We start from the raw sequence: 1,028 nt of genomic DNA, 5'->3' as shown, positions 1-1,028 counted from the left end.
GGCCATCATCAGTGGCACCGACCATGGCAGCGTAACCGAGGACACCACCCTGCTCAGCACCGGTCAGCTCACGCTCACCGATCCCGATGCCGGACAGGCCGCCTTCCAGCCCGCCACCCTCACCGGTCAATATGGCACCCTCACCTTGGATGCCACCGGTAAGTGGAGCTATGCCCTCGACAATGCCAGTGCTCAGGTGCAGGCGCTGTCCGGCACTGACCAGCGGACCGAGACCTTCACCGTGTCCTCGGTCGATGGCAGCCAACACACCCTCACCGTGCAGGTGAATGGCACGGCGGATTCCACCACCACCGGCAGTGGGGCGGTGCAGGAGGATGGCACGCTCAGTGACAGCGGCACCCTCACCACCACCACCCTCGGTGTCCGCTTCGTCGCCAGCCAGCAGAGCGGCAGCTATGGCCAATTCAGCGTCGATGCCAGTGGTGCCTGGCACTACACCCTGGACAATACCCAGCCTGCGGTGCAGGCCCTCAAGACCGGGGACAGTCAGCTCGAAACCTTCACCGTCGCCTTGTCCGATGGCTCGACCACCACTGTCACCATCACGGTCACAGGCCGCGACGATGGGGCCATCATCAGTGGCACCGACCATGGCAGCGTAACCGAGGACACCACCCTGCTCAGCACCGGTCAGCTCACGCTCACCGATTCCGATGCTGGACAGGCCGCCTTCCAGCCCGCCACCCTCACCGGCCAGTACGGCACCCTCACCTTGGATGCCACCGGTAAGTGGAGCTATGCCCTCGACAATGCCGGTGCTCAGGTGCAGGCGCTGTCCGGCACTGACCAGCGGACCGAGACCTTCACCGTGTCCTCGGTCGATGGCAGCCAACACACCCTCACCGTGCAGGTGAATGGCACGGCGGATTCCACCACCACCGGCAGTGGGGCGGTGCAGGAGGATGGCACGCTCAGTGACAGCGGCACCCTCACCACCACCACCCTCGGCGTCCGCTTCGTCGCCAGCCAGCAGAGCGGCAGCTATGGCCAATTCAGCGTCGATGCCA

The 1,028-nt window shown here is 65.3% G+C and carries 1 protein-coding gene; it reads left to right on the top strand.

The window, feature by feature from the left end:
- Window positions 1–4: 4 nt before the first annotated feature.
- The coding region (locus HNQ59_RS19475; protein ID WP_343074327.1) for a VCBS domain-containing protein at window positions 5–1,028 on the top strand (1,024 nt) is incomplete at its 3' end.

This window comes from Chitinivorax tropicus, from assembly GCF_014202905.1.
In the GTDB taxonomy this organism is placed as follows: Bacteria; Pseudomonadota; Gammaproteobacteria; order Burkholderiales; family SCOH01; genus Chitinivorax; species Chitinivorax tropicus.
Note: the sequence above shows the minus strand (reverse complement) of the source record. Positions and strands in the feature narration are given on the sequence as shown.